Origin of the sequence: Burkholderia sp. 4M9327F10 (assembly GCF_005503145.1) — a bacterium.
Taxonomy (GTDB): domain Bacteria; phylum Pseudomonadota; class Gammaproteobacteria; order Burkholderiales; family Burkholderiaceae; genus Paraburkholderia.
In genome coordinates, this window is sequence record NZ_SCNV01000005.1 from 226,557 (window position 1) to 251,108 (window position 24,552).

General features: G+C 60.2%; 31 protein-coding genes. 1 reads left to right on the top strand and 30 read right to left on the bottom strand.

Annotation, left to right across the window (positions count from 1 at the left end):
• Positions 1-51: 51 nt before the first annotated feature.
• From mobF to FFS45_RS08200, 5 genes are read right to left on the bottom strand one after another with little or no spacing between them, the layout of a single operon-like run.
• Positions 52-3,576: a MobF family relaxase gene (gene mobF / locus FFS45_RS08180; protein ID WP_249362719.1), complete on the bottom strand. Its 3,525-nt coding sequence runs from the start codon at positions 3,574-3,576 to the stop codon at positions 52-54.
• Positions 3,573-4,052, bottom strand: a complete 480-nt coding sequence (locus tag FFS45_RS08185) for a hypothetical protein (RefSeq protein ID WP_063501177.1) — start codon at positions 4,050-4,052, stop codon at positions 3,573-3,575. Before FFS45_RS08185 ends, mobF begins: the two co-directional genes overlap by 4 nt.
• Positions 4,049-6,067 carry a type IV secretion system DNA-binding domain-containing protein gene (locus FFS45_RS08190; protein WP_137954126.1) on the bottom strand — a complete coding sequence of 673 codons (2,019 nt, stop codon included), beginning with the start codon at positions 6,065-6,067 and terminating at the stop codon, positions 4,049-4,051. The genes FFS45_RS08185 and FFS45_RS08190 overlap by 4 nt, the downstream gene beginning before the upstream one ends.
• Entirely contained in the window at positions 6,064-6,414 is a 351-nt protein-coding gene (locus FFS45_RS08195; protein ID WP_137954127.1) for a hypothetical protein, read from the bottom strand. Before FFS45_RS08195 ends, FFS45_RS08190 begins: the two co-directional genes overlap by 4 nt.
• Positions 6,398-6,781, bottom strand: a complete 384-nt coding sequence (locus FFS45_RS08200; protein WP_062085528.1) for a hypothetical protein — start codon at positions 6,779-6,781, stop codon at positions 6,398-6,400. Before FFS45_RS08200 ends, FFS45_RS08195 begins: the two co-directional genes overlap by 17 nt.
• Positions 6,782-7,163: 382 nt before the next feature.
• On the opposite strand from FFS45_RS08200, the gene FFS45_RS08205 reads away from it, so the two are divergent.
• Positions 7,164-7,493 (top strand): hypothetical protein, encoded by a 330-nt coding sequence (locus FFS45_RS08205; protein ID WP_137954128.1) that lies wholly within the window; start codon positions 7,164-7,166, stop codon positions 7,491-7,493.
• 756 nt (positions 7,494-8,249) lie between these two features.
• On the opposite strand, the gene FFS45_RS08210 is transcribed toward FFS45_RS08205, so the two are convergent.
• The 25 genes from FFS45_RS08210 to FFS45_RS08325 all read right to left on the bottom strand — a co-directional run bounded on the left by FFS45_RS08210 (position 8,250) and on the right by FFS45_RS08325 (position 24,369).
• Entirely contained in the window at positions 8,250-8,789 is a 540-nt protein-coding gene (locus FFS45_RS08210; protein ID WP_137954129.1) for a hypothetical protein, read from the bottom strand.
• 12 nt (positions 8,790-8,801) lie between these two features.
• The gene (locus FFS45_RS08215) at positions 8,802-9,002 is read right to left on the bottom strand and encodes a hypothetical protein (protein WP_063501172.1); all 201 of its coding nucleotides are present in this window, start codon (positions 9,000-9,002) and stop codon (positions 8,802-8,804) included.
• A 19-nt stretch (positions 9,003-9,021) separates the two neighbouring features.
• Entirely contained in the window at positions 9,022-9,300 is a 279-nt protein-coding gene (locus FFS45_RS08220) for a hypothetical protein (RefSeq protein WP_062085536.1), read from the bottom strand.
• A gap of 423 nt (positions 9,301-9,723) precedes the next feature.
• Entirely contained in the window at positions 9,724-10,227 is a 504-nt protein-coding gene (locus tag FFS45_RS08225; RefSeq protein WP_137954130.1) for a hypothetical protein, read from the bottom strand.
• 201 nt (positions 10,228-10,428) lie between these two features.
• Positions 10,429-10,941, bottom strand: coding sequence for a hypothetical protein (locus FFS45_RS08230; RefSeq protein ID WP_082855571.1), 513 nt, complete (start codon positions 10,939-10,941; stop codon positions 10,429-10,431).
• 7 nt (positions 10,942-10,948) lie between these two features.
• Complete coding sequence (locus FFS45_RS41665; protein ID WP_171029602.1) at positions 10,949-11,119, bottom strand: hypothetical protein; 171 nt, start codon at positions 11,117-11,119, stop codon at positions 10,949-10,951.
• Positions 11,116-11,616, bottom strand: coding sequence for a hypothetical protein (locus FFS45_RS08235; protein ID WP_137954131.1), 501 nt, complete (start codon positions 11,614-11,616; stop codon positions 11,116-11,118). The genes FFS45_RS41665 and FFS45_RS08235 overlap by 4 nt, the downstream gene beginning before the upstream one ends.
• Before the next feature lie 12 nt (positions 11,617-11,628).
• Entirely contained in the window at positions 11,629-11,859 is a 231-nt protein-coding gene (locus tag FFS45_RS08240) for a DUF3717 domain-containing protein (RefSeq protein WP_063501169.1), read from the bottom strand.
• A gap of 35 nt (positions 11,860-11,894) precedes the next feature.
• Positions 11,895-12,191, bottom strand: a complete 297-nt coding sequence (locus FFS45_RS08245; RefSeq protein WP_236721173.1) for a hypothetical protein — start codon at positions 12,189-12,191, stop codon at positions 11,895-11,897.
• Between the two features lie 12 nt (positions 12,192-12,203).
• A complete protein-coding gene (locus FFS45_RS08250; RefSeq protein WP_063501167.1) occupies positions 12,204-12,404 on the bottom strand; it encodes a hypothetical protein in 201 nt (66 codons plus the stop codon).
• A gap of 705 nt (positions 12,405-13,109) precedes the next feature.
• Positions 13,110-13,577: a hypothetical protein gene (locus FFS45_RS08255; RefSeq protein WP_137954132.1), complete on the bottom strand. Its 468-nt coding sequence runs from the start codon at positions 13,575-13,577 to the stop codon at positions 13,110-13,112.
• Positions 13,562-14,152 carry a phospholipase D-like domain-containing protein gene (locus FFS45_RS08260; RefSeq protein ID WP_137954133.1) on the bottom strand — a complete coding sequence of 197 codons (591 nt, stop codon included), beginning with the start codon at positions 14,150-14,152 and terminating at the stop codon, positions 13,562-13,564. Before FFS45_RS08260 ends, FFS45_RS08255 begins: the two co-directional genes overlap by 16 nt.
• Before the next feature lie 19 nt (positions 14,153-14,171).
• Positions 14,172-14,396 (bottom strand): hypothetical protein, encoded by a 225-nt coding sequence (locus tag FFS45_RS08265; RefSeq protein ID WP_137954134.1) that lies wholly within the window; start codon positions 14,394-14,396, stop codon positions 14,172-14,174.
• Between the two features lie 31 nt (positions 14,397-14,427).
• Entirely contained in the window at positions 14,428-14,856 is a 429-nt protein-coding gene (locus FFS45_RS08270) for a hypothetical protein (RefSeq protein ID WP_137954135.1), read from the bottom strand.
• A gap of 8 nt (positions 14,857-14,864) precedes the next feature.
• Entirely contained in the window at positions 14,865-16,463 is a 1,599-nt protein-coding gene (locus FFS45_RS08275; RefSeq protein WP_137954136.1) for a DUF5710 domain-containing protein, read from the bottom strand.
• A 21-nt stretch (positions 16,464-16,484) separates the two neighbouring features.
• On the bottom strand, positions 16,485-16,745 hold the full coding sequence (locus FFS45_RS08280) for a hypothetical protein (RefSeq protein ID WP_137954137.1): 261 nt from the start codon (positions 16,743-16,745) through the stop codon (positions 16,485-16,487).
• A 627-nt stretch (positions 16,746-17,372) separates the two neighbouring features.
• Positions 17,373-17,804, bottom strand: a complete 432-nt coding sequence (locus tag FFS45_RS08285; protein WP_063501159.1) for a hypothetical protein — start codon at positions 17,802-17,804, stop codon at positions 17,373-17,375.
• Between the two features lie 687 nt (positions 17,805-18,491).
• Complete coding sequence (locus tag FFS45_RS08290; protein ID WP_063501158.1) at positions 18,492-20,789, bottom strand: hypothetical protein; 2,298 nt, start codon at positions 20,787-20,789, stop codon at positions 18,492-18,494.
• Positions 20,790-21,347: 558 nt separating this feature from the next.
• Positions 21,348-21,542 (bottom strand): hypothetical protein, encoded by a 195-nt coding sequence (locus tag FFS45_RS08295; protein ID WP_137954138.1) that lies wholly within the window; start codon positions 21,540-21,542, stop codon positions 21,348-21,350.
• Positions 21,543-21,583: 41 nt separating this feature from the next.
• On the bottom strand, positions 21,584-22,003 hold the full coding sequence (locus tag FFS45_RS08300) for a hypothetical protein (RefSeq protein WP_137954139.1): 420 nt from the start codon (positions 22,001-22,003) through the stop codon (positions 21,584-21,586).
• Between the two features lie 105 nt (positions 22,004-22,108).
• Positions 22,109-22,495, bottom strand: coding sequence for an outer membrane protein assembly factor BamE (gene bamE / locus FFS45_RS08305; RefSeq protein ID WP_062092944.1), 387 nt, complete (start codon positions 22,493-22,495; stop codon positions 22,109-22,111).
• 67 nt (positions 22,496-22,562) lie between these two features.
• Positions 22,563-22,841 (bottom strand): hypothetical protein, encoded by a 279-nt coding sequence (locus tag FFS45_RS08310; RefSeq protein WP_137954140.1) that lies wholly within the window; start codon positions 22,839-22,841, stop codon positions 22,563-22,565.
• 598 nt (positions 22,842-23,439) lie between these two features.
• Positions 23,440-23,811, bottom strand: a complete 372-nt coding sequence (locus tag FFS45_RS08315) for a hypothetical protein (protein ID WP_063501155.1) — start codon at positions 23,809-23,811, stop codon at positions 23,440-23,442.
• Positions 23,812-23,820: 9 nt separating this feature from the next.
• Entirely contained in the window at positions 23,821-24,012 is a 192-nt protein-coding gene (locus tag FFS45_RS08320; protein WP_063501154.1) for a hypothetical protein, read from the bottom strand.
• A 3-nt stretch (positions 24,013-24,015) separates the two neighbouring features.
• On the bottom strand, positions 24,016-24,369 hold the full coding sequence (locus FFS45_RS08325) for a hypothetical protein (protein ID WP_137954141.1): 354 nt from the start codon (positions 24,367-24,369) through the stop codon (positions 24,016-24,018).
• Positions 24,370-24,552 lie beyond the last annotated feature (183 nt).

Sequence of the window (24,552 nt, forward strand, 5' to 3'; positions counted from 1 at the left end):
GGCCCGCTGCGATTCGAGCGGGCCGTTTTTCATTAGAGCGTCGAGTAACGATCAAAGCTCCAGGATCTGCCCCTTGTCCTTGACCTTATCGGCCGGCGTCTGCTGCACACCAGAACGGCCCGGTTGCTGCTGCCGTCCCGGATCTCGGCCTTGGTTGAGATTCTGCTGGGTCGTTCGAGCCTGTGTCCGTTCCGGCTGCTTCTCCATGTCAATCGCTGTCGTTTTCTCGACGTCCTTCCCTGCGTTCTTCTTGAGAGCATCGAGAGCCGAAGTGACAATTTCGGTGTTGTCCTTGGCGCGCGACGCTGCGACGTAGGCGGCCTGCTTATTGAACACCTTTGCGCCTACCTCACTGACCGCAATGATCTCCCGGTCGTTTGTCGCGCCCTGCTCCTTGTACGAGGTATGCGCGTACGCATGATCGATGAACCTCAACTCGGCGTTTGTCAGATACGACTCAGATCGCTCCCCGTCCTGTCGGCTCTTGGCGCCCTTTTCATTGTCGGTCCATCTGATTTTGGCTCCCTTGGCGTCGATCTCGGTAATCACGCCAGGTGTGCCGTTGGCAATCCGCTTGCGGTCCTGATTTTCCAACCGGATGATCGCGCGTGTCTCGATGCGATCGCCGGCGGCGTACTCGCGGTCCTCAAGTTTCGCCGGAGAAAAGTAGTCTTGCCGCTGGGGATTGATCTCGACCTTCTTGCCTTGCGAATTCACCGCGATGATCCGGTTAGCGGACAGGTCATAGCCGACAACTGAAATGACGTCGCCCTTCTCAACGCCGATTTCACGGTACGTCTTTCGAAAGATTAGTGTGTCCACAAACTTCTGCTGGAGCATCACGGCCTGCGTTTGCTCGGCCTCGGTTAGCTTGGGATCGTCCAAATGTCGTTTCGGAAACGACTTGTCTGAGATAAGCCCCTTCTCTGCAAGCAGACCATGGATCTCCGCGTTGATCGCCTTGCGGTCGTTGTTCGTGACGGCAACGACACCAACCCTCGGATTTTCAGGGCCCCGCTCCTTCAACTCGATCATGTTGGTCAGATAACGTTGTGCTACCTCGCGGGCCAGCGCGTCCTCCTCGACCACGCGGGTATCCAGGCGTCCTATCGCCGTCGCATACTGGCCCGCCTTCATGTCCAGCAACGCCTGTTTGGTCTGTTGCGTCGCCTTGTCGAAGCGGCGGGTCTCCTGCAGCACCGATACCTTCATCCCGGAGTTTTGCGCCTGCTCGAAAGCCCGGCCGGCTGCCACACTCCCGTGCTGCTTCGTATCGCCCTGAAACACGACTCGCGCGCCGATCTCGCGAGCGAGGTTCGAGATCTTCTCCGTGTCGAATGCCCCGGTCAGCGACGATTCGTCCATAACGATTAGGGTTTTCCGGCCTTCTGCATTGCCAAAGCGTTTGAGGTTCGCCAGTTCGGCCTGTTTCGTCTCGTACTCCCGCTTCAGCTCACTACCCGCTCCGTCCTTGTCCAGATAGAGAGTGTTTCGTGCCGCAACGGCCTCCACGGTGCCAACCTGTTCGAACGTGGTGAACCGTCGACCCAGCGATTCCGCGAACTCAACGCCGGTGTTCAACGCCCCGGCCCGAACACGCTGGCCGAAGGTAGCGGCACTCTCGCGAGCTTCCGCGGCCGCGTCACGGTTTCGATTGGCGACACCCGTCAGCATCACTCCGATCGCATTGCGGAAATCATCCGGCGACCGGAATACCTCGCCTCGTTGATGATCGAATGTGTACCGATGCTGGCCGTAGTCGATGTCCGCGCCGGCAACGTCGAGGCGCCGGGATTCGATCCTTGACGCCGGCATATCGCGGATCTTGGTGTCCGCGTTGATCGCTGCGCGTAGCTCCTCGAGCCGCAGCTCGGTCGCCTTGATGCGGTTCTCCTGGGTGGCGAAGTAACCTGCTACGGTGTCACTCTTGATGCCACTTGCGGCCTCCAGTTCCTTCGCTGCGGCCGCAGACGTCGCCACGCCGATCACTTCCCAACCCTTGGCGGTTGCTACGTCGTTCACCATAGCCAGTGCAGCAGTCTTGCCCGTTCCAGCCTCGCCCTGGATGCCCTGATAGGTATCCGGATGCATCAGGACGTTATAGGCCGCCCGAACCTGTTCACGCGAAAGCTCGAACTTGCCATTGGTCTCCAGTTCCATCTTCGCGTTGAACGCTTTGACCGCTGACACGAACTCCTCACGGTCCGAAAGAACGACATTTCCCTTTGCCATGCCGGCACGGATGTTCTCGGCAAGCCGCATTTCGCTGTCAATAGCCTTGTGGGTGGTGTACATCAGCACGCCGTCATCGTCGGTTCCCCGCTCGACGATTAAATGGTTTTTCACGTGCTGTTCGACCGCCCAATCGACCGCATTGATACCGCCGCGACTGAACCTTACCGCGGTCTCTTCCAACTCGGCCAGACTGAACGACTGCTCACGCTCCGTCAGATGTTCAATAGCCCACGACACCGCACGTACACCGGCTTTGCGCGCCTTCTCGTCGACCTCGCGAACGGGTTTCGTCGTGGCACGGGCAGCGGTCGGCCCAGGTTGCTGGGTCTGTTCATTGGTCGCTGTCTGCCCCTGAGATTGCACCTGCTCGGGAGCCGAATAGCCGGACCGCTCCCTCGCGGCGTTCACGATGTTCTCGACCTTTAAACCGGCCTGCTGGGCTGTCTCCTGCCAGATGGCCTGAAGCGCATCACGGGGAAGCTCCTGCTTCGCCGATCGACTATCCAGCGCAGCTGCCTGCCGGGCATCGAAGCTCGCCTCACCCGGTTCAATACCGCGCTTGATCAACGCCTCCTTGATCTGTGCCTTCCGGCTTGCGTAGGTCTCTAAATGCTCCGGCGTAAAACCCTTGATCTCGAAATCAACGCCGTTCTTGGCATATTCCAGCTCATATCCCGCGCGCCGCAGACCTTCAGCCAATTCGGCCTTGTAGATCACATCGGCCTTGGCCCGAAGCTTGAGCATCTGATCGTTTGTTAGGCTTCGCCACTTCTTGCCGCTCTCGTCATAGACCGCCGAGACAATTACGTTATGGCTGTGGATCTGTGGCTCGTTTTCACGGTTCGTCTCGTGCATTACCGTGGCGTACAAAAGGTTACCGGCCTGGACCGCCTTGTTGCGCCCATTCTCGTCTTTCACGCGAATGACAGCCCCGTGCTTTTCCAGCCATTCCATCGCCCGCCCGTTGGCCTGCAGGTGGGCCTCGACCACGCGATCATCCTTTCCTACCAGCCCAGCGATCGAAACGCTCTTGGACGGCGCAATCGTGAAATCCATACCGGCCCGCCGATCATCGCCCTTGCTGTTATCCGCCAGGTTCTGAATCTCGCCGGTCTCTGGATTGACCAGTTTGCCACTCAGGAAATTAACGAAGTCCTCGCGCTCGACGTCCTTGCCGCTGATGCCAAGCAGTTCCGCTCCCCGTCCCTGCCAGTGCGCCGAGGCCTTCTCATTGACATAGTAGTTGTCGGCTTTCTGGCCGGCATCCTTCGTGAAAGACTTGTCGTGATACCGGGCGGCGTTGCCGACACCTGAACCGGCGATATGAGTCATCGAAATCATTTGGCGTCTCCCGCATCTGCATAGAACGCCTGAGCTGTGAAGCTGGATTCACCCGATAGGAGCGAAATCGGGATACGAACCTGTTCGGTTACCAGACTGCCACCATGCGTGTATTCGGTGGGGCCGAGCACCAGAGTCCGGACAGTCCGTGTTCCTGACTTGAGGAAAATGCGCAAGCTCGGATACGTGCTCGTCGGTGCATTGCTGTGCAGACTGATTCCGACCAGAGCGTTACTGCCTTGGTGCGAGATGACCGCTAATTCGCCCACGGTCACGTACGCAATGCTGGCACCTTCATCGACAAATTTCACTTCCTTGATCGAACCAAGGTCGGAATCGAGAAGCGTCGCCTCGCCGGGGGGGCTGGACGAAAGCCAGTCGGCGCTGACCGCTCGGACCTGCTGGAAAAATACGGTGAAGATCGCGACGATCAGGCCGCCGAGAATGAACAGCCATTTGTAGAAAATCGATTTCATTGGAACAATCCCCCTTCGTCGGTCACCGGAGTTTCGCTCTGCTTCCTCGCCTGTGCGCTCTGCGTCACCGCGGTGCCGTCAACCTTCTCCAGTTCGCCCGTCTCAGGATCTTTGACAATCCATATGCCCTCGCTTTCAATTGCCTCCTTCGCTGCCTGGGCTCGTGCTGCTTCAGCCTTTTCCCGTTCAGTCTCTGCACGCACGCTCGCGAGCGCATCCTGCCCTTCCGCCCGAATTACCTTGAATCGCGGATCGCGCGGTGGCGTATCCTGAATCGGCTTAAACCGGGCCAGACGTGGCCACAGGCGATACCACCTTGGCAACCAATGACGATAGTTGACGAAGGTGGCCGGGTAGTCGCCGGGGAGCCGGAGATACGCTGTGCAGTTCTTCATCTGTCCGATCTTGGAAGGCATGACCAGCCACTTTTCCTGCTCGCCCTGATTCAGGTTGCCGCCGTCCCGCCAGTCAGTCACAGCTAGGGCCTGGCCATTCGACACCACAGCCATATCTCTGCGACCGAGGCGCTCGGCCATCCGCTTGGCCATGTTCGGCTCGTTCGCCCGGAGCATCACTACCGTGTTAAAGCAGTTCATGACCGTCTCACCGCGGTCCTGTCCCATTGATGTCACGAGCTGCTTGTCGCTCTGGATGCCAGCGGATACGCAAACGCCATATTTCCGAAGTTCGGCCTGCACCTCATCGAGCTTGATATCTCCGAGTTTCGCAACCTCGTCCAGGAAGTACCAGTACTTGTCCTCGTGAACGATCTCCTGTTTCGCGGCGATCAGCCCGAACGAAACCGTCAGCAACAAACGATAGAGCGGCGTGAACATCGCCTGCGTGTCATCTGTGCCGAGAATGAAAAAGCGCGCGTCGTCTTCGCGGTTGATGTAATCGCGAATTGACCACGTGCCCTCCTGTACCGCCGAAATACCGTCGAGGTAAATCGCGATCGAGCTGATGACACCCTGACGTTGGCCCTTCGAATCACCACCGACTGCGGAACTGGCGACGGACTTGCGGATCAGCAACTCCATTTCGTCGTCAGGCATGTCAAGGAACGCATCGGCAATCAGGCGGGTGTGCTTCGCCCCGCGTTGAGCAAGGCGCAGCAGGATGACCGAAAACAGCGCGCGTGCTGCATCTTCAAAAAACGCATTAGCTCCGTGAACGACACCCGCCTTCGGCGGCAGGAATGCCTGTGCAAGGGTGTTCGCATCGTATGCGTACACCAGCTCGGAAAAGATCGACCAAGGCACTGACCCGAGAAGCGCCGGATTGAAGAAGAAATCCTTTCCGGGCCGATAGTAGGCCCGGAAGTATTCGCCGCTGGGATCGTAAATGATGGCCTTGCGCTTGCGGGCAAAAACCTGTTGCATCAGGTCATGCTGGCCCAGCGACTTCCCGGTGCCTTGCGCGCCTTGAAAGATAATGCCCTGCATAGGCGCCGATCGTGGCAACAGGACATCAAGCAGACGGTAGTCGCCCGGCTCCTCGCGTTTCACGAGCGTCGAAAGCTCCTGCGGCTTCACCAGATCCTTTGCGCCGTCGATCCGCTTGTTCTCCCGCGCATTCTTCCCAAGCTTGGCAAGCGAGCGCCAGACGACGATATAGCCCAGGACGGCCAGTACGACCGCCGACCAGACCACGTATCCAAAGACCCTGACCGGCCGCGACAGCGGCAGGGTCACGACGCGGAATTGCGACGGCGTAAGCAACTGGACCTCGCCCCCGTCCGATTTCACGACCGTGAGCACCTTGACCTCGCCGGCCTCGTCCCGAACTTTCCATTTCCGCGCAGTCGTTTCGCTCACCATATGCGAAACAAGATTCTCCTTTACGAGATCAACATCCTTGGGTGACAGACAGGCGAGCCACAGGACAAACGGGATAATAAGACCGGGCAGCGCACCCGCCCAAAGCGCCATTGAAATGGCATGGGCTGTCAGCTTGATACGCGTCAGAAAGAGCGCGCGGCCAGCGCCGGCGTCCGAAATAATCTTTTCGCTCATGCGGGCTCCCCGACGAATTGTGACCCCATGTCCCTTTCATCAACCAGCCGGTATTCGGCAAACTCGGCGGGAAGCAAGTCCAGAAGCGAGTCGGACCTTGCTCCGAAACTGTCACGCCAGCTGCGGTCCGGCATACGGATGAAGTCACACATTCTCGTCGTGCCCGATTCCTCGACAAACAGGAGATCGCATGCGTCCGCGACAGTCGCCCCAATCCGCGTGTATTCGTAGTGCATGACCACCGTCTTGCTGTTTGGCGACGAGTAGACGGCGCAGTTCGCCTTGTATTCCCCAGCCAGAAGTTGCCCCGGCTGGTTGATCGACTGAATCTCAATTGGAAGAAACATTCGCGCCCCCTTGGTCGAAGGTGCCTTTGTCGTAGGTCGAGCTGATGTTCTGCCCGAGCTTGACGGCCTCCATGATGTGACTCCGCATTTGCGCCTTGATTGCCTCGTCGAGCGTCGCCCCCAATCCAACCGGCAGTGCTGCAGAAACTACCGCACTCGCGGCGAGCACATTTGACTTCGTGACGAGATTTATCAGCGCGTCGATCCGCTCCATGAGCGCGTCATTTCGGCGGTCAAACTTCGCAAGGCCATCGCGCACGAAAATGCGAGCGAGTGCATTAGCGGAGATTTTTCGTTTGCGGGCTTCTTCCCGCAGATAGTCGTGTTCATCCCGATCGATGCGAATGTGAACGGACTCTTGGCTCATGTTGGTCTCGCGTGGTTGGCCTGTTTTTTAAGGAGTAGTGGTGCGTTTCGCACCACTACCTATCTACTTGATTCTAAGCGCCATTTTACCGTTAAATGTCTATCAGTAAAAGACGTGATTAAAATATTTTGGAGCGCAAAATACCCCTATAAATCATGATCTTGCGATGGTTTTGACACATGCACGGTACGTGCGTAATGTGTGTGCTCTTCGGGGGGGCGGTTTTGACTTTTCCTGCTGCCTCGGAATATCGGGAAAAGGCTCGCCCCAACCGCGTCGGGGAATTCCGGGGAATTGCATTTTGCGCGTGAACAAGCCATGATGCACCGGCACACGCTAACCGGAATTACCCGACTTCAACCTTCACTATAGGAGGACTCTTATGACCACAAAAACTGAAGCACCGAAGAAGCCCCGCGGCCGCCGACCGGCAGCGTCTATCACTGAGAAAATCGCCGAAACCGAAAAGCTCCTCGCATCGTTAAGAGAACAGGCAAGGCGTGAGGAAAGGGAAAACCTCGATAAGAACCGAAAGGCGATTTCCGATCTGTTCAAGTCAGAGCGTCTCGATACGATCGACGTCGAAGTTTGGCGTAACGTGGTGCCGCAACTGAAAGCGCTGGTCGGTCTGGCGGCGTCGAGCGAGAGCGAGCAGCCGGCCGCCGAGAAAAGCGCGCCGGTTCGGGAGAAGCCCGTCGAACAACCCGCGTAGCAGTTTCCACAAATCCACGGCTCCGAACGGACGGCCGCGATTCCCATGAATCGCAAGAGCCGGACGCCGCGAGAGTTGTCCACAACGATGTTTGTTGTGGACAACTCGGCAAAGCGGGGGGCGGTGGAGCTTGTGGTAAGTGTGGCGGATTAGAACCAGTAGCGCCGGGTAGTCCAACGACTGCGCCCGGTCGCATGGCGAGTGGCGTCAGCCACGAACCTCGCGACCGGGCGCAGTTTCCATTTGAGGACGCCTGGAGCGCAGGCGACAACGGAGCCGGCGCGAAAGCACGATAGAACATCATTCCGGGCGGTGTGCGCCCGGAATCTGGAGTGCGCGTTCGGGACCTTGATACGCCGGGGACGTTGGCGACGAATATAGCGATACGGGCCCGCTGGGTTTCGGCCGGGTCTGATATGCGATGGAGCGCGAAGCGCTCAGGAGCGTGGATGCGCGAGCGTCGGGCATTGCAAGGCAATGCGACGCGCAGCGGATACTCGTGCGGTAGATCTGTTGAGCGGCGCGCAAGCGCCGGGAAGCAGATCGGACGAACCTATTGTGAGCAAGTCATTGCTCACAATCGCGAGTGCAGGCCCCGGCGCGTGCGTGGTGTCTTCGGAGCGCAGCGCAGAAGGCGCCGCGCACGCGCCGACCGAGCTGACCGCGAAAATGCAGTCCGGCCGGACGACGAGAGAAATTTTCGCATGCGCAATTTCCCGCCACTCATGGCGCGTGCGGGATGGTTTCAGAATCCCGCTATTCGTGCCTGCCGCACGGGCAGCAGTAGCGATCAATTCCGGTGAGGCTGCAACCGCCCGACTCCTCGATCTCGTCCTGCATCACGCTGCGTTCCTCCGGCGTGGCGTAGCCTTTGCTCGTAGCAATCTCAATGGCGATGTCCCGAAAAGGATGCTCCACCGTTTCGAGCAGGTTATCCACTTCCTGCGAAAAGCGCTTCACGAACAGTTCATACGACAGCCCGCCACCCCGGTTCGCTTCCTGTGCCATCTGCGCGAGTTCGTTCTCAAGCCCTTCGCGCGTGCGCCGCTTTTGTCGCCGATCGCGCACCGCATCGAAAGCGGCCAGAAAAGCGTCGCGCAACGGGGGGACATCGGACAGGAGCGCCGGACATTGGGTCACTTCATCCCCGTGGCCGCTCGCGTCGCCGCTGCGCTTCGCGAAGCTTAGCGCCCAGAACAATCGATCCTTCGCGGCCATTTCGTTGTCCGCTATCACGCTGATACGATGCAGCGCCCAATGCGTCCTTGCGTCGAGTGCGTTGCTGTATGTGTTCATCGAAATATCTCCTTAAAGGGGCATGAGGGACCACTTGCCTGCCGCGTGGCGGTACAGCGTCACACGCTTGGCGTTGCCATTGATCACCGTTTCCAGACGCACGGCGCGCACGTCATCCTCGGGCCGACGCCATGTGTGCATCACGCGAAACGTGGCGGAAATATCTGCACCGGTGAAATGAGCAGCAATGCGGCGAAGAAGCGTGTTTTTCATGGTCAATGGGTCCGGTGGTTTAGTAGCGGTCGCCGTTCAGGCGCAAGCCATAGGACACGATGCTTGCGGAAGCGACACCCAGCTTTCGGCTGTTCCGCATCAGGCGCTCGCCTTGCTCGATGCCTCGAACAGACACGTAAAAGCGACGATTGCGGATCAGGTTCACGCAGACCGAAAAGCCCTTGGGCGCAGTACGATGCTGATTCAGTCGATCCGTGTTTTTATCCTGCCGATTCAGCCTGACGATGGCACGGCGCACTTTGGTTGAATTCAGAACACGCCCGCGACGTTTGCGCATTTAAAGCTCCTATGGTGTTGGTTCAAAGCTGACCGGGCCCCTAGATTCGAGTCCCGGCGTAGGTTTTGGTTTTGCCGAGCCGGCAGCTGCTACCGTGCTGCCGCCGTTCCCCTGAGTTCGTTGTCCCGGCGACAAAAGGAGCCCGGAGCCGTGGCCGCACAAGGGCGTGCCCGGAGGCCGCATGCGGAGCGGAGCCGCAGGCGAGCACCGAACGGGTGAGGACACGGCGAAGCGAACCCTTGTCCGGACACGGCGCAGGGCTACTGTCGCGAAAAGGGCAACGAACTCAGGGGAATGGCGCTGGTGGCCTGGTCACGCGAGAGGCAAAAAACGCCGCGCGGCGAGCGCCCTCATGCGAACGCAGTTCGCATCATTCCAGGCAGTTGGATGTCCAGAAGGGACGCCAGTCCCTTTTGGTCGGCGTCAGCCGAAAGGCAAGCGCTGAAAGCCCGAAGGGTCGAGACCCGCAAGGGGCTCGATGCGCAGCTCGCGACGCGAGCGGAGCACGCCATAGCGGTTTCCGGGCAACGCCCGGAAATGCCCCTCGCCTCTTCGTCTTTGCTGGTGGTGATGATTCATATTGCGCCGGCAGCACGCTGACGGTAGCCACAGATCAAAACACTGGATCCGGTAATTCAGCAGGTGCCGGGCGGCAGCTGGCAATTCCCGAGAATCCGGAAAACGCTGGTTTGTCGCGGCCAGCGGCCGCAGCAAACGTGTTTGCTTCAGCCGTCGAGCTGGCGATCGCCGGGTAGCCTGCAATGGCGCCGGTGCAGCGATTGTTGTCGACCGGCTCGAGCGTGGAATTTGAGAGAAATGCGGATGCCGGCAGATGCGCGCACCCTCAGACCAATTCAGGCTGGACCCGCCGCGGTGGATGACGCCGTGGGAGCCGCCGTCGTCCCGCTTTAGCGGGTTGCGTTTCATTCATGCCGCTTGCGGCACCGTTGGGTGGCCAGCGCCGGGGCGAAGCCCCTAGAGCGTACCTTCTCTGACTCCGGAGCGGGACGCTTGCACGTAGCGTGACAGGCAATAGCCTGGCGCGATGCGTGCCCCGGTCCGGCTGGATACGACGGCCATTGAAATTTCCTCGGGAAAAGAACGGCCCATCTTGCAGGCCGTTTGCTCCTAAACTTCGGTCCCGCCTATCCAGACATTACCGACATATGCGTCAGCTCCGCCGCTTTGCTTAACCTGTTCGATGATCTCCGCGCTATCGACCAGCGCGAACAGCGCCGCATGTGTCCACGCGACTTGCGGTGCAATCTCCGTCAGCACCGTGCCGCTCAGGTCTTTGAGGCAAAAGGTTGCGCGTTCGTTCCCGGCCAGCAAGTCCGGTTCACCTGCTCTGACCGCCTCGGCGATCAGCTTGATACCGGATCGGCTCATGTGGACATCTGCCGTGTGGGGTGCATGGTCGAGTCCGGCGTCCGGGTCGCTTATCGCTCGAATAGTGTCGACCGCAGAGCATGCGACGCACGCCCCGCCGTTCTGGTTGCGAAGGCTCTGGACGCTGGCTGACCGGTACGTCGATGTACAGCGCGCGCAGCGGTAGAGATCGGAAGGTGCGACGCCTGCGAGGGGGACGCCGGTGAGCGCGTCGTGCAACTGCTCGGTATCCAAAACGGGATTGAATTGCATGTTTGCCTCAGTATCCAAGCCAGTCGAGCACTTCCTTTCCCTGATATTCGGCGCGGTCGCCAACTTCCGCAAGGAATGCCGTAAACCCGCCATCGCAGTCATGCTTCGCAATCTCCGCCTCTGCTTCCGCGCGCGTGATGATCTCCTCGCACGCATCTTCGTAACACAGTCCACTCATGATTTTTTTCCTCGCTGGCGAGAAATGAAACGTGCGATCCGGCGCGTCAAAGTCAACTGGATAAAGACCTCGTCATTCACCCAGCCTGCGACGAATCCTCGCCACCAGTTAGCCCATCGGTCCCACTGGCTGTACGTGTAGCCGTAGTGATCTGCGGCCTCTTCGCCCATGCACACGCTTTGACAAGCCGCTTCGGTCGCCCTCATCAGCTTCCATGACAACATTTCGCTACTCTGGCCCGTGCGCTGCTCGGCTCCGGGTGCGAAGTCATCCGCTCGCTCGTCGGTCGCCGGTGCGTGGAGCCAGTCGCTTTCCGTGGATGCGGCTTCGGCTGCTCGCCCCTGTTCAGTGCTCATGGTGTTGATGACGCGGCCCCGGGTCCGGATTAGCTGGCCGGTTTCCGCTTCGTGGTAGTGGGTCAGAGCGAGAGTATACGGACGGCCAGCACGATCGACGTCCGAGATGGTTTCATGTTGCAGCGTGCAGACGATTTGCATTTTCTGGACCTCTCAGGCGTAGCGTTCGGGGGTGGCTGCCGCGTATGCGGCGGTCTGGACCTCGTTGAAAGTCGCGGTATCGACAGTCACCAGGCGCTTGAAAATCATCGTGCCGTACACGTCGGCGAGCGCGCGTGCTTCAGCGCAGAGCGCCGGGGCCTGATCGCTGCCCTCGGGGCTGGGTTTGCGGTTACGCCAGATGTTGATCGCGGCTTCGAGCTGCTCGATGGAAATGTCCGGCATGGTTGTATCTCCGTTAGATTCGGACGCGTCGCGGCTCAGGCGACAATCCACATGAAAGGCTCACCCGAAAGAACGTCCAGGCCGACAGGCCCAACGTTATCCTCATGGCTATAGACAATCGCGCGCGCCTTCGCGCCTGCGGACTCCAGAAACGAAAGGATTGCGCGGCGGTTGCACTTGCCGCGATACGCCGTAACGTGTACGCCGTCGCTGGCTTCTGCTGTGATCACAACGTCATTCGAAGCAATCAGCAGATCCACCTGCAGGGAAGAAGCAATGCGGTTCATGGCGAGTCCTCTGTTAGCCGTGGATGCGGAGAGAAGGTTTTTCATTGCTCGCAGTCCTCAAAGGGGCATCGGAGACCAGCAGCCGGGGGCGTGGCGGTACAGCGTCACGCGTTTGGTCTCGCCATTCAGTTCCGTTTCCAGACGCACGGCGCGCACGTCATCTTCCTGCCGACGCCACGTGTGCATGACGCGGATGGGTGCGGCTTCCTCGCAACCGAGAAAGTAAGCAGCGATACGGCGAAGAAGATTCGATTTCATGTTTGTGCGCTCCGGCTGGTGTTAAGGGTTTCAGGCTGACCGGGACCCAAGATTCTGAGTCCCTTCGTAGGGGTGGTTTTTGCCCGATCGGCAGCTGCTACCGTGCTGCCGCCAGTCCCCTTAGTTCGTCGTCCCGCGACTAAAGGAGCCCGTAGCCGTGGCCGGACAAGGGCGTGCCCGGAGGCCGCATGCGGAGCGGAGCCGAAGGCGAGCACCGAACGGGTGAGGACACGGCGAAGCGAACCCTTGTCCGGACACGGCGGAGGGCTACGGTCGCGAAACAGGACGACGAACTAAGGGGACTGGCCCGCGGTGGCCGGATACCGCGCGAGGGCGAAAACGCCGCGCGGCGAGCGCCCTCATGCGAACGCAGTTCGCATCATTCCAGGCAGTTGGATGTCCAGAAGGGACACCAGTCCCTTTTGGTCGGCGTCAGCCGAAAGGCAAGCGCTGAAAGCCCGAAGGGTCGAGACCCGCAAGGGGCTCGATGCGCAGCTCGCGACGCGAGCGGAGCACGCCATAGCGGTTTCCGGGCAACGCCCGGAAATGCCCCTCGCCTCTCTGTCTTGGGTGTTGCTGTGTTTCCCCATCTGGGCGCCGATGACAGACACGATTCAGACCCGGTGAAATGCACAGACGAAAAAAAAGCGCAGCCAGACCAACGGTCTGCATGCGCCCGGTCATACCCTGCTGAGTCTCAGCGATTCATGCGTCGATCAGCTGCTCACGGCTGTCCGCCGCCGGCGGACGTCGACGCCGCGACGTGCCCTTGCGGACCCTCATCGGAAAGCTCTGAAGATGGTCGTTTGCCGCGCGGACAATAGGCTGCAGTTCGGCCCATACTTCGGCGCCGGCGTCCGCCCCACGTCGATGCTCCTCGAGGATCGCCTTCATGAGCTGCCTCAGAATGTTGAGGTGACTACGAGTCAGCGGATCCTGGCGTGAGCGGTCGTTGGCCAGCAACAATCGCCATTCGTTCACACGACACTCCAGCGTGTTCCATTGAGTCGGCCGGATCGGCAAGCCATTCAGCACGCGAGCCGATAGCACCTGCGAAAGGATGACGGCCGCGTTGAGTGCCGGAGCCAGCTCGACCTGCTGCAGGGGACGCTGAGGCGTCGGATCGTTCCAGTGAGAGCCCATGACTTTGTCTCCGCTCAGATCGGCCGACACGTGGCAAGGCGAGACTGGAAGTGCCGCTCAAAGTCCGCTGCGCCTGCCGCATCGTTCCACTCGATCACGGCGTCCTCGCTGTTCGAAAATGTGCCGTCTTTTGTGTAGTTGATACTGCCCGTCTGAATGCTGCGGCCGTCGAGCACCATATCCTTGTCGTGCATGATCTTGTACTGGTCGGTCGCGCAAACTGTCGCGCCGGATCTAGCAAGGTACGCAAGGCCCCGCTGAATGTATCCGTCGCGGTCATTCGCTATGTTCTCGTTATAGTCAACGACGACGGACACCGTGACGCCTTCGCGGGCCTTCTGCGCGAGCGCTTCGAGCAAGGGGCGATAGGTCAAGACGTAAGCGAGCATATGGATCGATTGGTGGGCGGAATACACGCCGAACATCACCAGCGGCATACCGATGCCGTCCGGCGAAAACGCGTGCCAGTTCTCCCGCGTTGAGGGCGCTGTGGCCGTGCGTGTCTGGACGGCCTGCTGCACCTCCGTGGCCCAGCTGTCCGACGCGCCTGCGTCTCGACACGCAAGTGCGACGATGATCGAAACCAGGGCGATGTGTGCTCTCATGATTTTTCAAGTCCTGTAGTTATGCAGCGCGGCACGGCTGCGATGCTGCGGTGACGTTATTGGTGACAGTGCGATCGCGTTGGGACTGGCGACGCTTGCGCGCGCGGTGCGCGTCGCGGTCGGTGTCGGTGTACATGCGGGCTTCGGCCCGGGAGTGGTCGCAGGCTTCACGGATGACGTCGGATAGCTCGTTATCGGACAAATCCGCGAATGCTTGAAACGAAATGCGTAGTGCCTTGGCCATGACGCGTCCTCCGGATCTCTGCAGGTGAGCGTTACTCGAAATCGGCTGGCTGGGCGACGCCCGCCAGGATGGTGGTGCTGCTACGCTGCGCGTTCGTCAACACATAGACGCTGTGATCGGCTCGTAGGGAGAAGCGGGACAGTACGGCGCCGCCCTGCTCGATCGCGATCAGGTTCCGAGCCTGCTCGTCTGGAGTCATTTCGGACCAGTCGCCTGTTGCATGCCGCAAGGCAAACTCGATCTCCGACCGGCCCACGCTGGCAAGCTGCGCGCGAACAACTTCGCCGGCGGCCAGTTCTCCGGTCGGGAAAAGTGGCTTCAGTTCGACGGCGCGAATGATCTGCCCCGCGGACCCGACCACGTAGCACTGAGCCTCGGGCGCGTTGCTTGGGGCGAGCGTCCGGGCCTCATCACGCTGGTCAGAGGAAAGTTCATGGAAATAGTGAAGTGTGGGCATCATTGCCTCCATCAGGGCTGTACGTGGCGCGCAGGCAGATCAAACGGCAGGACGCTCGCGACAAACGTCGCGACCCTTGCGCGGCCTTCCGCGTTTGCTAGGTCATTAAAGTCGGTGGGCCTGCCGACGACTGATTCGAAAGACGGCAGCAGGGCGACGCCCCCAATCGCTCGGGCCGCCTCGGTTGATGATTCGAGGCCTTTGTTTCGCTGAACCAGCCGGATGTCGTTGTCGCGTCCGTTTGCGACGACATGCGCTGTGACACATCGCACGACGCCCTGCATGGACTCCAGTTCGAGCTTGTACTTGCCCTTGGGTGACTGGTGCCATGCTCCATCCGGCTGATAGCCCGCGAGGCTAACCTCACGGTGGAGTAAATCGTTTCCGGCGAACACCTTGACAGACGCGCTCGCTGCGAGACCGCGCGGCATGACGGTCTCAATTTTCGCAAGCGCCTTCTCGATAAAGAACTGGTCGTTGTCGCCGCAAACGATCTTCGGCTGGGATTTGGGCAGGCGCGGCCGCAAGGCTTTGGCAACCTCCACAAGATTGCCCGCGTCAAAACAGACGACAACGGGCAGGCCTGTCGATTCAAACAGGCTTGCACCGGTCGCGTAGCCCTCCACCAATAACACGGCCGGGCACGCACACAATGCCGCGATGCCGTCCGCTCCGATGATGTGGAATGTGCCTTTCTTGCGAGCGCCGCTCGCGAAAAGCTTCAGACCATCCGACCTGTCGGAGATTGCCTGCACGGTCCAGAGCTTCCCGTCGACGTCGCGCGCGGGAACAACGAGGAAGGATTCCTTGCTGCCGCGGAACGATTCGAGATTCAACAAGCCGGCTATGTCATGGACCCCGTTTCGCGCGACGCGCACGCCGTAAGCGCCTACATTCTTGCGAATGCAATATCCGTGGCGCGACGCGTCCGACTCCGAGAGGGTTGCCAGAATTGCTTCCGTCTTCTCGGCGATCGCGGCATGTTCGCGCTCGACCTCGCGTTCACGAGCGATCGCCCGCTCGCGCTCTTGCGCGTTCAGCACGGCCCGTTGTTCGGGGGTTAGACGGATACCGTCGTAGTGCCAGGAACCCTCGCGGTCGAGAAAGTTGCGGATGAAGCCTTTCGGGACTGGACTGAGACTCAGGATATAGGCGCCCTTCTTCTGCCCTTTCGCGCCTTTGAGCAGGACGTTATGCCATTTTCCATCGGCGACGGGTGTCTCTCGCTGCAGGCCGTAGTCTTCCATCGCGTCCGCGAACGACGCGAGCACCTCCGACTCGTTCAGACCAACCGTCTGGAGCGCGTTGCCGTCAAGCAGCCACTTCGAAAACGGGGTCCGGTCTGCCGACGCGGGGATCCAGCACACGCGCTGTTCTCTGTCCCACTCGGCACCAAGCGCGCGCGCCTGAGGCTGATCGCCGCTCGGTACAGCCAGAAACAGCCGTTGCCCGGGTTCTGTCAGCTTGGCGCGTTGGGTAGCTGAAAGCTGCGATGCAGTGCCGGTGGCAGCATTGCGGGGCGTCACGCGCGAATGCCGGGCGGATGCGAGCGTTTGAGCCAGGGCGCGGTCTTCTGCGGCGGAGTTTCTTCTGGTCATGATGGCGTACATGTCAGGTTCGACTCTGTGAGGTTATTCGGAAAGCCATACGCGGAATTCCGCGAGCTTGGCGCGGCGACCTTCAGCAACACCCTTCTGAAACGCACGCCGATAAATGCTCAACGCCTGCTTGATCGCCTCGATATCGGCGTCACGGGAAAGCGTAAAGAGAAGGGTTTGGGTTTCAGCGTCTGCATCGTCATGAACTTCGGTGCGAAACTCGGTCCGGACAATGAATTCCGGTCCGTCGTGATGAACGATGACTTCTGTGCTGTCGAGTGCCTGCTGATCCATCACTACCCCCTGTTTTTGCGCTGACCGGGCCCCTAGATTCGGAGTCCCGGCGTACCGTGCTTTGCCGAGAAAGCGGCTCCTTTCGAAGCTGCCGCCGTTCCCCTGAGTTCCTCGTCCCGCGACAAAAAGAGGCACGCATGAGCAGCGGTCAAGGATTCAAGCGCGGGGTGGGTGCGGGCAGTCGCGCAGCGACAACACGGCCCCGCGCGCCTTGACCGCTGCGATGGCGTGACTACTGTCGCGCTGGTGGACGGGGAAACAGGGGGCGGGGTTTCGGCACGGAGATCGACCGAGGCTAAGCGCCGCGCGGCGAGCGCCTTCTCGCGCTGCAGGCGCGACTCAACAGCGCGTTCGCAAGAACGAGGAGCGCAGCGAAAAAAAAGCCCCGCGCGAGCGGGGCGAAGGTACTGCTTCCGAGGCACAACAACGACAACAACAACAAAGCACAGCGGTCGCACGGTGAGACTTTTCGGGAGCGTAGCGACCGATCGGCGAGGCGCTGGCAGCCCCGACCGCAGGGAGAGGGGCGAGACTCCTGCGGAGGCTCGACGCTTAGCCCGCGCTGTTTGCGGGCGTAGCGCAACATAGCCGGTCTTTGCAACGCAAAGACGCCCCGGAAAAGACGTGTCAGTCATGTTCCGATTCATCAAGGATCACTGACCAGCGCGGCAATATTTTTCCGGACCTCGATTCAAACCGGCGTGCAGCAGCAAACCAGCATGCAAATACAACAAAACAAATCAAAGACAACGCAAGATAGCCAAGCATCACACGCTTGATCAAGAACCAGTTGCCTTGTGCGACCGAGCATCCCTGTGGTGCAACAAAGTTCAGATGCGAAGCGAGCACCGGACTAAAAAAATGGACGACAGCAACCACAAACGGCGCAACGATCCAGATTAGCGCGCCGGACGAAAGAGCCACGAGTGACCAGACGAACAGTTCGAGAACGACGGACCGGGGCACTCGGCGCCACGCTACTTTCACGACTGCGGGCGATGGCTCAGTCTGTGTCGAAAGACGTCCGGCAAGGAAAGCAAATACGATCGAACTGAGCATTGGCAAGAGTCAGGCAGTCGGCAGAAACACGGTCCTGGAACGGGCTGGAACAGAACGCAGTTCAGCGAATGAAGGATCGTGCGGCAGAGTCATGCGATTAGCATTCTGTGGGACAACAAAGCCTACGTTCTGCTGCACATGATCCATATCGCCCCCTGTATCTCGACAGGGGGAGCGAAGCGCGCGCAATCGGAACGTCTTTGGCAGAGTCGTGCGAATGCTCTGCACATAGTTCACGGATGAAGCACCGATGCGACGCGCGCGCGTCACCGCGATAGCGGTGATTGCTGCGCGCGTCGGTTCGTTTCTTGTTGCGGAGAGGTTGGTCATCCTCGGGCTTTCTTCGTGTGGTTTTCTTTTTTGTCTGTTCGCTGGCGAACTGACATCTATATTTTAATCACTTCGCGGACTGACTACAATTTATATTTCGCAATCGTTGACAGGCCGGGGGAAGGGGTTCCAAGGGGGAACCGGTACGGGGTTCCCCCTTCGGTCGGCAAAGCCGATTCCCATTCCCGCCGCGGCTTTCCGACGGTGTGTAGCGCCGGCAGGCGCGTACCGGAGGAAAGCCGCGGCGCACTTTGGGCGTGACGAACCCGGGAACCACGTCCCTGCATTGAGGCGAAAAAAAACCCCGCTGCGAAGCGGGGCTAAAGGGTCCGAAGACCCGAGGGGAGAGAGTCGGTATCAGGCTGCTTGCTGGACTGCCTTGAATGTGGCGGGGTTGGTCGGCGGGAACGGCCAGGCTGCGGCAGGGTTGAGAGCGGGTGCGGTGCCGATGGCGCGCACGACGTTTTTCGGTGCCGCGTCTACGTCATCGCCCTGTGGGGCGAAGTCTGCCGCCTTCGGGAAGTGCCACGGCTCGGCGTTGTCGCTGACGTGGGACGTTTCGCCTTCCGCAGCTTCCACGTGATCGGCAAGCTCTGTTCCGCTTGCGTCGCCGCCTTGTTCGTCATCTGTTTCGTCCATATCATCGTCCGCGTCGTTGGCGTAATAGCGGACCTGATGCACTTCGGCTGCGGACATGAATTCGGGCAACCAGTTCTTGCCAGCGAGCAACTTTTCGGCAGCTTCCGCTGCTTCGCCCTTCTTCATCTTGGCGAGTCGTTTGCCTTCTTCCGCCGAGACCACCCCGCTGACCACGGCGACGATGCGATCCTTCGACACATGGTTCAGATAGCTCTCGCGGGTCGGTTGCCAGTAGGCCGACAGGTTTAGGTCAAGCGCACCGGCAATTGCGTTGACCGCATTGGGGGCGTCGTTGCGGCTCACGCCGTTGATGCTCAGCGCGGTGCAGACCGATAGAACGTTCAGGAGGCGATCTTGCGGCTGCTCAAGGAGCCACCCGAAAAGCTCGTTCGGATTCGCGGGCAGCAGCTTGCGCCACGTCTGCACGTATTCGCGCAGTCCGCGCGCGTGCTCGTTCTGCTCCAGTTCGGGGGCGGCACGGCTCATATCGTTAAACGCTTCCCTGCTGCTGACCTGAACAACGCTCGCACCGTCGATATAGCCGGTATAGAGGAAATCGAGCGCAAGCTTATGCACGATGGTGACAAGCGCAACATTCGGGTTCATCGCGAGTGCCGACTGGACCGCTGCCGTGCGGTGAGCGGTCAGATTCAGGACAAGCTTTTCCGAGTGAACACCCTTTTCCTTCTTCGTCATGCTGCGTGGAAGCTCGACACCGCTGTCCTGCATCATCGTGCGCGCTTCCTCGCGATCTTCGCGGCGAACAAGGCCACGATGCACAGTGAGGCCACCGTTATGGCTCACGTAGACGATAGCGCCGCTGACCTGCATCTGTGCGGGCGTGAATTCACCTTCGCGTTCCTCGATTTCGGCGATTTCGCAAGCCAGCTTGTTGTCCTCAGCTTCGAGCGCTTCAACGGCCTCGTCGCTCAGATGTCCGTCCTCCCCTTCGTCCACGTCGTAATGCGCCTGGAGCGCGTCCGTGACTTCGTCGTAGCGCTTTTGCAGCGCGTCGAAGTGTTGCTGTTGCTCCGGGTTCAGTGGGGCCGGTTGGGCGTACAGTTGCGTGAACTGGTTATGCTCGTCGTAGTCGAACTTCGGGCGCGATTCGACCCAAGCCCAGCCTTCGGCCTCGATGGTTTTGACTTCGCTGGCGACTCGTTGATCAAAGACGCGCATCAACACGTCGCGGTTCAGAATGAAACCTTCGTCGTTCTCCGAAAAGAGATCGCGTTCGACCATGCCGCCTGCGGCTTCATACGCCTCGACTGTAACGAAGCGCACCATGCGGTCATTCAGCGACAGCTTGTCGCCTTTAAGACGGGCGCGCAGTTCGCGGGGGTTACGCGCCCAATCGCTCTGAGCGCCAAACCACACAGCTTCCTGTGTCTCATGATCGTCGGTCATCGCAAGCGCTTGAATCTGTTCAAGCTCCATTTCGTCGTCCGCGAAGAGGTCGAACAGCTTGGGCGATACGCTCGCCAGTTTCAGATGACCGGCCACAGTTTTCGGCGTGACCTTGAACACCGCCGCGATGAATTCGGGACTGCGGCCTTGGTCCGTGAGAGCTTTGTAGGCGATGAACTGATCCGCCGGATGCGGGGGCTTGCGCAGGTCATTCTCGGTGGCGCTGGCGAGGATAGCGTCCGCTTCCGAAATCTTCTTGCAAGGGACCAGATGATCGAGCGTGATATCCCCGCGCTCGACATTCACCAACAGACCGAGGCGACGCGTCTCGCCAGCGTCCACGCCGTAGGTCTGTTCCTTCTTCGCGCGCTTCTTCATCGGATGGACGACGAGATTCTGCAGCAGACCGACCGCCCTTATGTTGTCCGCGAACTGCAAGATGGTCGCCTCGGTGCGCGGTTTCTGGCGCTGGTTGTACGGCGACGCGACCAGCAACCGGAGGGGAATCATCTCGATTCCGGAGCCTGCGCTTAGCGCGTTCGGCAGTTCAACTGCGGGCGCATTGTCCGTTGCGTTCACGTTGGCATCTTGGGCGTTCACGGTTTCCATAGCGGTTCCTTTAGAAAAGATAGGTGTTACGGGTTGAGTGGGACCGCCGGGCCCCAAGATTCTGAAGTCCCGGCCTAAGTTGTTTTCCCGAGTCGACGGCTTCCTTCCGAAGCTGCCGCCGTTCCCCTGAGTTCATCGTCCCGCGACAAAAGGAGCGCGAAGCGTGCGACGGTCAAGGATTCAAGGGCGGGAGGTGGTGCGGGCAGTCGCGAAGCGACAACACGGTCACGCCCGCCTTGACCGGCAAGCGCGAGCAGCTACTGTCGCGAAAAGGACGAGAACACAGGGGACGGAGATTTCGCCAGGCAGGTATGTCGCGAGGGAAAACGCCCCGCGCGGCGAGCGCGCTCACTGAGCCGCTGCAGGCGGCGAAGCTGGAGGGGATGGCACGCGCCGGGGCAAGACCGCGGAGCGGCGTAGCCCCAAGAGCGGGCGTCTCGAGATTCCGGGGCGCGAAGGTGGCGGCTTGCGTGCCTGGCGTCAGACAGGAATGCAAGGTGCCGCGCCCCGGCACGATAGCTGCGGGCGCGCGACGCTGCGTGCCCTGTCATGCTGGGATTAGTCGCCGGAGTAAAGCTGTTCGGCAACCTTGTCGGATTCCGGGCGTTTGGCCCAAATGGCATCCATGCGCTCGAAGGCAAGACTTTGCGTGGGGACGTTGTCGACCACTATTCCGTCGCGCAGGACGTTAAACGAGACGACTAAGATCCCCAAGGGGTTGCGGGTCTGGATGCGCTGGGTATCGAGTTGCAAGGTTTGCTCCGTTTCAGTAACCGCCAGGTCGAGGGCGAGTCTCAGCCCGCAATCTCAAAATAGAACCCGCTACGCTTCGCTTCATCCCACGCAGCACACCAAAGGATCATTGCTTCTTCGGGCAAGCTCGAAAACGTCTCGCTAATGATTCCGACGCTCTGGAGCGCGTCAAGCATCGCCATATTGGCGTCGCAGAAGTCGTGGGAGTGACAAATTAGCGGGTCCATCTGGCTTCTGTTTCGCTCGACCACTACTGCCTGCTCCGCTGGGGTTAGCCAGTCGGCCAGAACCTCGGCGAAGCGCTTGGCGCAAAACTCAATTGCGCATGCGTGCGCTGCCGCACTGGTCGGCATCGGTTCATCGCCAACGGGCTTTAGCGCGCCCTCGGCTCCCACAACGTAGGGCATCCACCCCGCAGCGGTTTGCACTGCCACCGGCACACCGGGCGCGATATCGGACATTTCGGGTCCGCCTAGCGTCTTCGCAAGGCCTTTCACTTCGGCTGGTTTCATCATTCTCCTTTCAGGTTTGGCGGGCGCTGCACCCTCGCCCGCCGAGATTTCTGGTCATCCGAGCAATCCCGCCTTCAACTCGTCCACCGAGTCGGAGAACGTGAATTTCTTCACGCGGCCAGCGTCGTCAAACAAGATCAGCAATTGCTTTTTGTGAACGTCTGCGCCGCGTGCGAAGGCCGAGACAATCGGTACAAAGTTGATTGCCTTCGGGGTCGAGCGGGCATACTCGTACGTCCACTGTTCAACGCCCATTTCGTTGAAACTGACCTTGGAGGGCGATCCGAGCGTGCTTTGAATCTCGGCCTTGGTCGTCTTGCCTTCGGTGATCTGCGCGTTGATACTCTCCGCGCTCTGTTCCTTCATGGCGACGTTGCCGACGCTCGTTGCGCAACCTGCACAAAGCACTGCTACTGCGATAGCGAGAAAAAGCGATTTCATGGTGATGCCCCCTGTGTGATGGAAATGATGCAACGGCAAACCAACTGCAATCCACGGCGTGACAGCCCTATCGAAGGCGCTCCGTCACGTCGCAAACATCCTGAATAAAGCGGCCTCCAATCGAGCCACCGGCAATGCGACTACCTTCTGCGGTGAAGCCTTCGGCCAATGTCCCGAACAGACCGCGATAGCACGAAACAACCTCGTCTAATGATTCGCAAGCGGGCGGATCGTAATGGCGCACGATGCGTCGCGTTCCGCATTCGGTTGTGCTGTACACCGTGATCTGGTGATAGTTGCCTGCTGCGATAGCCTTTGCGATGGAGCGCCCCTCCTTGACCATCATTGCCTCCTGTTGGCGGTTCAAAGCTGACCGGGTCCCTAGATTCCGAAGTCCCGGCGTAAAAGATGTTTCTGCTGAGTCGGCGGCGTCTCTCGCCGTTGCCGCCGTTCCCCTGAGTTCGTCGTCCCGCGATCAAAGGAGACACGGCCGCAGCTGGGTCAAGGATTCAAGCGCGGGGTGTGGGGCGGGATGGAGCGATAGCGACTGACACGGCCTCGCGCGCCTTGACGCAGCGCAGGACGTGGCTACGATCGCGAGAAAAGGACGGCGAACGAGGGGGACGGGGTTTCGGCACTGAGAGCTGCTGCCCGACGAAGCGAAACGCCCCGCGCGGCGAGCGCGCTCACCGAGCTGCTGCAGGCAGCGAGGCTGGAGGGGATGGCACGCGCCGGGGCAAGTCCGCGGGACGCGGCACAGTCCCAAGAGCGGGGGTGCATGTTCACCGGGACGCGAGGTCGTCAGCTTGCGTGACGGGCGCAGCCTGGCGCGCGAGGTGCCGCGTCACGGCTGGATCGCTGCGGCGGTGCCAGAAGCGACAATGCCGGCACTCGGCCGGCGTCGGATGCGTAACGCCATCTGTAGCGTGAGGATATCTGTAGCCTCACGCTACCTGTATCGACAGGCGATTGTTATCGTACATGTGGAGCATTGACAGGAAGTAGCTCGGATCCGCTGGCCACTTGCATTGCTGCCAATAGGCGAGCAATGCACGGCGGACGGGTTCCGGATACTCGCGTACCCGCTTGCGCCCCCTGCGCCAATCCTCCGCGCGTCTGGCTCGCTCTGTAACCGTCTGACGCGCCCATTGCTGTTGACGCTGCTCCATCTCCTCATCAACGGTGATTTGCTCTGCCTCGATCTGGTCCGCGAAAAGCGGGAGCGCCTCCCGCTCTTTGCGCTGCTTGCGCGCGAATGCAGCGCGTTTGCGGCCAGTGTCGCGAAACTCATACCGTTCCTGCCGTTTGAAGCGCATAGCGTTCCCCTAACGGCAGTGGGCGGGCGTCCCGCTCGCCTGAATATGGTGCGTGATAGCGCGTTTGGCGCCGATCAGCGTCCGGCGACTTTTCAGGACGAATCCGCCGGACGCGTCAACGATCTGCGCCTCGATCTTCTCGACGCGATCGACGTAGGACAGGTGAATGTAGTGTCCCTTGTAGCCGATGGTATGAAACATGGCTCAGGCCTCCACACTGACCGGAAAACCGGCTTGCGCGAGTTCGGCTCGGGCTTCGTCATCCCATGCGGTCGGCGAGTTGCCTTCGCACCGATATGCGTACTCATACGCTGCATCGCGGTCATCCGGGTTGGTCGCCGTGATCTTCACCGCGACCTCGCGATAGGTGCCGTAGTCATGGCCGTGGTTGCTCTTGGTATAGAGCAATGCCCCCTCGGGCGGCTCACCGAGCACGCGTTTGATCAGATTGATGAACGCCTTGCACTCGGCCCGATTTCGTTCCGGGAAATCGGCCTTGCCGATGTCCGCTGACTCTTCGTCGCATGGGCCGGGTCCGACTTCGATGCTTTCTACCAAGGCATTTCCCCTTGTCGTTGGTGGTGCGGTTTGTGCTGACCGGGCCCCTAGATTCCGAAGTCCCGGCGTAAAAGATGTTTCTGCTGAGTCGGCGGCGCCTCTCGCCGTTGCCGCCGTTCCCCTGAGTTCGTCGTCCCGCGATCAAAGGAGACACGGCCGCAGCTGGGTCAAGGATTCAAGCGC

Bases quoted from the DNA above. Each gene is read 5' to 3' on its own strand.
- FFS45_RS08210 (WP_137954129.1), bottom strand. From the start codon at position 8,789: ATGAACACATACAGCAACGCACTCGACGCAAGGACGCATTGGGCGCTG.
- bamE (WP_062092944.1), bottom strand. From the start codon at position 22,495: ATGAAATCGCTTTTTCTCGCTATCGCAGTAGCAGTGCTTTGTGCAGGT.
- FFS45_RS08200 (WP_062085528.1), bottom strand. From the start codon at position 6,781: ATGAGCCAAGAGTCCGTTCACATTCGCATCGATCGGGATGAACACGAC.
- FFS45_RS08240 (WP_063501169.1), bottom strand. From the start codon at position 11,859: ATGCCGGACATTTCCATCGAGCAGCTCGAAGCCGCGATCAACATCTGG.
- FFS45_RS08280 (WP_137954137.1), bottom strand. From the start codon at position 16,745: ATGGATCAGCAGGCACTCGACAGCACAGAAGTCATCGTTCATCACGAC.
- FFS45_RS08320 (WP_063501154.1), bottom strand. From the start codon at position 24,012: ATGTTTCATACCATCGGCTACAAGGGACACTACATTCACCTGTCCTAC.
- FFS45_RS08270 (WP_137954135.1), bottom strand. From the start codon at position 14,856: ATGATGCCCACACTTCACTATTTCCATGAACTTTCCTCTGACCAGCGT.
- FFS45_RS08250 (WP_063501167.1), bottom strand. From the start codon at position 12,404: ATGAAATCGAATCTTCTTCGCCGTATCGCTGCTTACTTTCTCGGTTGC.
- FFS45_RS08230 (WP_082855571.1), bottom strand. From the start codon at position 10,941: ATGCAATTCAATCCCGTTTTGGATACCGAGCAGTTGCACGACGCGCTC.
- FFS45_RS08235 (WP_137954131.1), bottom strand. From the start codon at position 11,616: ATGCAAATCGTCTGCACGCTGCAACATGAAACCATCTCGGACGTCGAT.
- FFS45_RS08285 (WP_063501159.1), bottom strand. From the start codon at position 17,804: ATGCTCAGTTCGATCGTATTTGCTTTCCTTGCCGGACGTCTTTCGACA.
- FFS45_RS08300 (WP_137954139.1), bottom strand. From the start codon at position 22,003: ATGTCCGATATCGCGCCCGGTGTGCCGGTGGCAGTGCAAACCGCTGCG.
- FFS45_RS08275 (WP_137954136.1), bottom strand. From the start codon at position 16,463: ATGTACGCCATCATGACCAGAAGAAACTCCGCCGCAGAAGACCGCGCC.
- FFS45_RS08310 (WP_137954140.1), bottom strand. From the start codon at position 22,841: ATGATGGTCAAGGAGGGGCGCTCCATCGCAAAGGCTATCGCAGCAGGC.
- FFS45_RS08215 (WP_063501172.1), bottom strand. From the start codon at position 9,002: ATGAAAAACACGCTTCTTCGCCGCATTGCTGCTCATTTCACCGGTGCA.
- FFS45_RS08290 (WP_063501158.1), bottom strand. From the start codon at position 20,789: ATGGAAACCGTGAACGCCCAAGATGCCAACGTGAACGCAACGGACAAT.
- FFS45_RS08220 (WP_062085536.1), bottom strand. From the start codon at position 9,300: ATGCGCAAACGTCGCGGGCGTGTTCTGAATTCAACCAAAGTGCGCCGT.
- FFS45_RS08265 (WP_137954134.1), bottom strand. From the start codon at position 14,396: ATGGCCAAGGCACTACGCATTTCGTTTCAAGCATTCGCGGATTTGTCC.
- FFS45_RS08185 (WP_063501177.1), bottom strand. From the start codon at position 4,052: ATGAAATCGATTTTCTACAAATGGCTGTTCATTCTCGGCGGCCTGATC.
- FFS45_RS08225 (WP_137954130.1), bottom strand. From the start codon at position 10,227: ATGAAACGCAACCCGCTAAAGCGGGACGACGGCGGCTCCCACGGCGTC.
- FFS45_RS08195 (WP_137954127.1), bottom strand. From the start codon at position 6,414: ATGTTTCTTCCAATTGAGATTCAGTCGATCAACCAGCCGGGGCAACTT.
- FFS45_RS08245 (WP_236721173.1), bottom strand. From the start codon at position 12,191: ATGAAAAACCTTCTCTCCGCATCCACGGCTAACAGAGGACTCGCCATG.
- FFS45_RS41665 (WP_171029602.1), bottom strand. From the start codon at position 11,119: ATGAGTGGACTGTGTTACGAAGATGCGTGCGAGGAGATCATCACGCGC.
- mobF (WP_249362719.1), bottom strand. From the start codon at position 3,576: ATGATTTCGATGACTCATATCGCCGGTTCAGGTGTCGGCAACGCCGCC.
- FFS45_RS08190 (WP_137954126.1), bottom strand. From the start codon at position 6,067: ATGAGCGAAAAGATTATTTCGGACGCCGGCGCTGGCCGCGCGCTCTTT.
- FFS45_RS08260 (WP_137954133.1), bottom strand. From the start codon at position 14,152: ATGAGAGCACACATCGCCCTGGTTTCGATCATCGTCGCACTTGCGTGT.
- FFS45_RS08205 (WP_137954128.1), top strand. From the start codon at position 7,164: ATGACCACAAAAACTGAAGCACCGAAGAAGCCCCGCGGCCGCCGACCG.
- FFS45_RS08315 (WP_063501155.1), bottom strand. From the start codon at position 23,811: ATGCGCTTCAAACGGCAGGAACGGTATGAGTTTCGCGACACTGGCCGC.